This window comes from SAR324 cluster bacterium, from assembly GCA_029245725.1.
GTDB lineage: Bacteria > SAR324 > SAR324 > SAR324 > NAC60-12 > JCVI-SCAAA005.
The window spans coordinates 1-4,089 of record JAQWOT010000241.1 but is presented as its reverse complement, the minus strand read 5'-3'; the positions used below and the strand labels follow the sequence as shown (position 1 = coordinate 4,089).

At 44.5% G+C, this 4,089-nt stretch carries 5 protein-coding genes; 3 read left to right on the top strand and 2 right to left on the bottom strand.

What is annotated here, in order from left to right; translation table 11 throughout:
• A partial coding sequence (locus P8O70_13610; protein MDG2197894.1) for a formylglycine-generating enzyme family protein occupies window positions 1–1,248 on the bottom strand: 1,248 nt, incomplete at its 3' end.
• An 81-nt stretch (window positions 1,249–1,329) separates the two neighbouring features.
• Between P8O70_13610 and P8O70_13605 the strand changes: the two genes are divergently transcribed.
• The 3 genes from P8O70_13605 to ispE are packed head-to-tail and all read left to right on the top strand — an operon-like array spanning window position 1,330 to window position 3,805.
• Window positions 1,330–2,634, top strand: a complete 1,305-nt coding sequence (locus P8O70_13605; protein ID MDG2197893.1) for a glycosyltransferase N-terminal domain-containing protein — start codon at window positions 1,330–1,332, stop codon at window positions 2,632–2,634.
• Window positions 2,631–2,951, top strand: a complete 321-nt coding sequence (locus tag P8O70_13600) for a hypothetical protein (GenBank protein ID MDG2197892.1) — start codon at window positions 2,631–2,633, stop codon at window positions 2,949–2,951. The genes P8O70_13605 and P8O70_13600 overlap by 4 nt, the downstream gene beginning before the upstream one ends.
• Window positions 2,942–3,805 carry a 4-(cytidine 5'-diphospho)-2-C-methyl-D-erythritol kinase gene (gene ispE, locus P8O70_13595; GenBank protein ID MDG2197891.1) on the top strand — a complete coding sequence of 288 codons (864 nt, stop codon included), beginning with the start codon at window positions 2,942–2,944 and terminating at the stop codon, window positions 3,803–3,805. The genes P8O70_13600 and ispE overlap by 10 nt, the downstream gene beginning before the upstream one ends.
• Window positions 3,806–3,976: 171 nt before the next feature.
• On the opposite strand, the gene P8O70_13590 is transcribed toward ispE, so the two are convergent.
• Window positions 3,977–4,089, bottom strand: a 113-nt coding sequence (locus tag P8O70_13590; GenBank protein ID MDG2197890.1) for an IS1 family transposase, incomplete at its 5' end; no start/stop codon positions are given.

Below are 4,089 nucleotides of genomic sequence, written 5' to 3'. Positions count from 1 at the left end.
TCCTTCTAATGGCCCGGTAGGGTCTACCAGTTCTTCTGGATTATAAAGACCAAATTTATCGTACACCCACTCCCAAACGTTACCGTGCATATCGAATACACCTAAGTCGTTTGGTTTTCGGTCAGCGACCACACGCTGCATTGTTGCCGAGTTTTGACGATACCAAGCGTAGTCAGAAAGGAAAACAGGATCATTCCCATAACCGTAGGGTTGATTCTGCTTATCATCTCTAGCTACTCTCTCCCATTCAGCCTCCGACGGCAAGCGCTTGCCCAATGCCCCACAATAATATCTTGCTGCATACCAAGACACATAAGTTACTGGATGACTACCGACGTTGTACTCCACGATCAAATCGTCTTTCCAGGTTCTCAGATAGCTTCCATCATGTAGTTTTGGTGACAAGGAGCTTCGACGTAAGAAGGGATCCTGCATGACAAATTTAAGATAATCCGCATTCCTCACTTCACAACGATCCAGCCAATAACCGGTCAATGTCACCTCACGTCTGGGCCGTTCCGAAGCATCTCCATCTTTACTACCCATCCTGAAGGAACCACCTGGAATAAAAACCATCCCAGTTCTTTCTTCGCCATGCGGCGAAACACCCACAGCTTTGCAGGCTTGCCCGGCATAGCTCCACACTGGTGCGGTTGTGATCTCATCTGGATAGAGCTTTCTTTCCAAGCGCATCAAAGCCGCGTGATAAGCATCCAAAACTTCTTGTTTGCCCTTCGTGATTCTGCGGAGCATTTCCCGCTCGTTGTTAGCACAGCGGTAGTCGTCCTCCAAACAGTTCAGTTTTTGATGGATCCAAACTCGGAAAGTATCTCGCGCTTTACGGGTCTCAATTTCTCTCAGAAGAATGGGTTCCACAGTCGAATAAACAATGTTGAAAATGCTGACCGTTGCAAGTTGTTCCTTGGCCAAATCGATGATGAAGTCGTACTTCTGGCAGAACTCCTGCTTCTCTGCTGGAATCTCAGTACCAAAATTGCGACGGCGGTTGCATTCCATCGTCTCACGACGTTGGCTTATATCCAGTTCTTCCTGCAATACCCGAAAACGCATGTCGTAGAGGGCATGTTGTAATGGATATCGCTCACCCTGCATGACGTAAGTAGCAAAGGTCTTGACTGCTTCCTCCTGAAAGCGTTCCACGTATTGCCGAAAGATTTGGGTAGAAGCCCAGACCAGAGTCGCCCCAAATGTGCAAGCAATGGCAGTCAACAACCACTTGTATTTCATCTGGATTGTCCACACAAAGATTTACAAAAATTGAGTCGTCAAATCTAAGCAAGCGATATTCCACCCCTCTATGATTTTAAAATGACAACTTTTTGGAAGCTCATCTATCGTCTCATTCTTCAGCCTCTGGTAATGCAGCTGATTAAGCAGCAGGCGAAGAAAAAACCCAACCTTAAAGAGGCTCTAGAAGGCAGAACAGGCATCTGGGAGAGAATGGATGAAGCCCTTCAGAAACGTGACTGGAACTTACCGCTTCTCTGGCTACATGCGGCTAGTGCAGGTGAAATCCTGCAAGCTGAGCCAATTCTCAGGCAATTTGAGAAGGAAAATGTTCAACTCGCACTTAGTTATACCTCGGTCAATGCGAAGCGTTGGTTAGAAAGTGGCTCTACCAAGTTACCGAATTCTGTAATTTGGAAAGATTATCTGCCTATTGACAGTCATTTTAATGCTTTACGAATTTTAGCGAAACTTCAGCCAAACGCACTTGTCTATGTCAGCTACGATCTTTGGCCGAATTTAGTTTGGGAAGCACAGCGTAAAGGCGTAACCCAGTTTTTAGTTTCTGCTTTAGTGCATCAGGGTTCTTGGCGTCACAGCAACTTGATTGGTAGAAGTCTCTTTTCCACTATCTATCAAGCAATGCAGGAAGTTGCAGCAATTTCTGCGGGAGATACCCAACGTATTTTAGAGAGCTATCCAAAGTCCATCATCAGAGTCCTTGGGGATACTCGAGTTGATAGTGTGCTTTCTCGTCGAGATGGTGTAACTTCACCTGATTTTCCCGAAACTTGGAATAAAGCAAAAGTCTTTATAGGAGGCAGCATTTGGCCTGCTGATTTAGCTTGTTTGCGTTCTGTCCTGCTGGATGCTCTTGAAGAGTTACCAGAATTGCGTCTGATTCTTGTGCCTCACGAGCCCACTGAGCAACACATTTCAGAGATCAAAGAAATATTTTCAAGGCACCCAATTCATCTTTGGAGTCAGGGCCAAAAAGAGGAATTTGCAAAAGCTCGTGTATTGATCGTTGACGCAATTGGAGTTCTGTATAGCCTTTATGCCAAGGCAAATTTAGCCTTCGTGGGTGGGGCCTTCACTACTGGAGTCCATAACATCATGGAGCCAGTTGCGTTCGGATTACCAACATTTTTTGGACCTCAATTCCACAATTATTCGACAGCAATTCGTTTTGTTGAAGACAAGCTGGCTTACAGTGTACGAAATGCTGAGGAACTTCGGTCGTTAATTATGCCCCTGCTGAAAGAGCCCGACAAAGCAAAAGAGCTTGGTTTGCAAGCACAAAACTTACTTGAGCAGGAAGCTGGCGCTGCCCAGCAATGTGCTGAGTTTATTAGGCCGGTTCTTATGAACTCAGAGAATCCATGAAGAATTTTTGCTACAGCGCTTTGCTAATGTTAGCTGCCTGTCAAACTAGCTTGCCATCAGAACCACTTTTGACAAGATGTGAGCGAGAGCCGCGTTGGAGCCCGCTGCCTTTTTATCAAACCTTCCAAATTGAATGTGAGCCCCTTCCTCAGGATATGGTCGAAACCCCACGACAAGTCCAGCAATACCATTTAAATTGTCCTAATCATCCAAACTACTGCTATCGCAAAGCTGAGTTAATTTGTGGGCCTAACTACAATCTGCTCAGAACAGCTACCTTTGCTAATCCAGGTGAGTTGATCGTGGAATGCAATTAAAACCAATGCGATTGTTCACACCAGCCAAGATCAACACTATTTTACAAATTCTCAGCAAACGTGATGATGGATTCCATGAAATCCTCACCCATATGGTTCCTATTAGTTTTTTTGACGAATTGACTCTGCAAGAGCATTCAATGAAGCATTTCAGTTTTCGCTGCAATCTTCGAGAACTTGAAGGGCCTGAGAATTTAGTCTGGAGAGCACTAAAGCTTTTTGAAGAAGCTTCAGGGAGGACAGTGCGCCTCATCATTCACCTCCAAAAAAGAATTCCAAGCGGTGGAGGACTCGGTGGGGGCAGCGGCAATGCTGCAGCTACATTGCTCGCCCTAAACCGCTGGTACGACGAGCCTCTCGCTGAAAAAGAACTTGAGGAACTTGGGGAGCAATTGGGTTCAGATGTCCCATTTTTTCTGAATCCAAGACCAACCTTAGCAACCGGTCGTGGAAACATTTTAAGATCTTTGCAAAATTATCCATTGGGAGAAATTCTTCTCGTTATTCCAACGTTTAGCATATCCACAGCAAAAGCCTACGGGATGTGCAAACCGAGAATTTCTCACCCTAGCACCACACCAACTACTATCAGAGAGCTAGCCTCAGAAATCGAAAATCAGTTCCACGAATCACTTTTTTCAAGCTATCCCGCCTTGAATCAGATTTGTGAATTACTTTTAGAACTTGGTGCCCTGGCTGCTGCTGTATCCGGTAGTGGTTCCACAGTGTTTGGACTTTTTGATGGTTCTCTGGAACGAAATTTTGCAATGACCCAACTCCAGGAACTAACAGACTACAATTTAATTTCCTGCAAAATGCTCAATTCTCATAATTATTTCTCTCAAAAAAATTAATTTCTGATAGAAATCGCACTGTAGTTTCTGGATCTGACCTAAGCATAGGTGGTGTGGTTGCTGCATCTGGTTGAATCAAGCTATGTTTTCAGAGAAAAAATTTCTTGGAATCAATTTATTACATTCTTCTTCCAAAAAAGCTGTAAACAAGAAAACTTTCGGCATTGGCGCCTAAGCATTGTTAATTTTATGGCTGAGCAGTTTCAAAGAAATTTCTAACATCCTTTTGGATTTACTGTAGCACAGCTTTCTACGGTGCAATCGGGCCAGGTAATGCCTGAAAC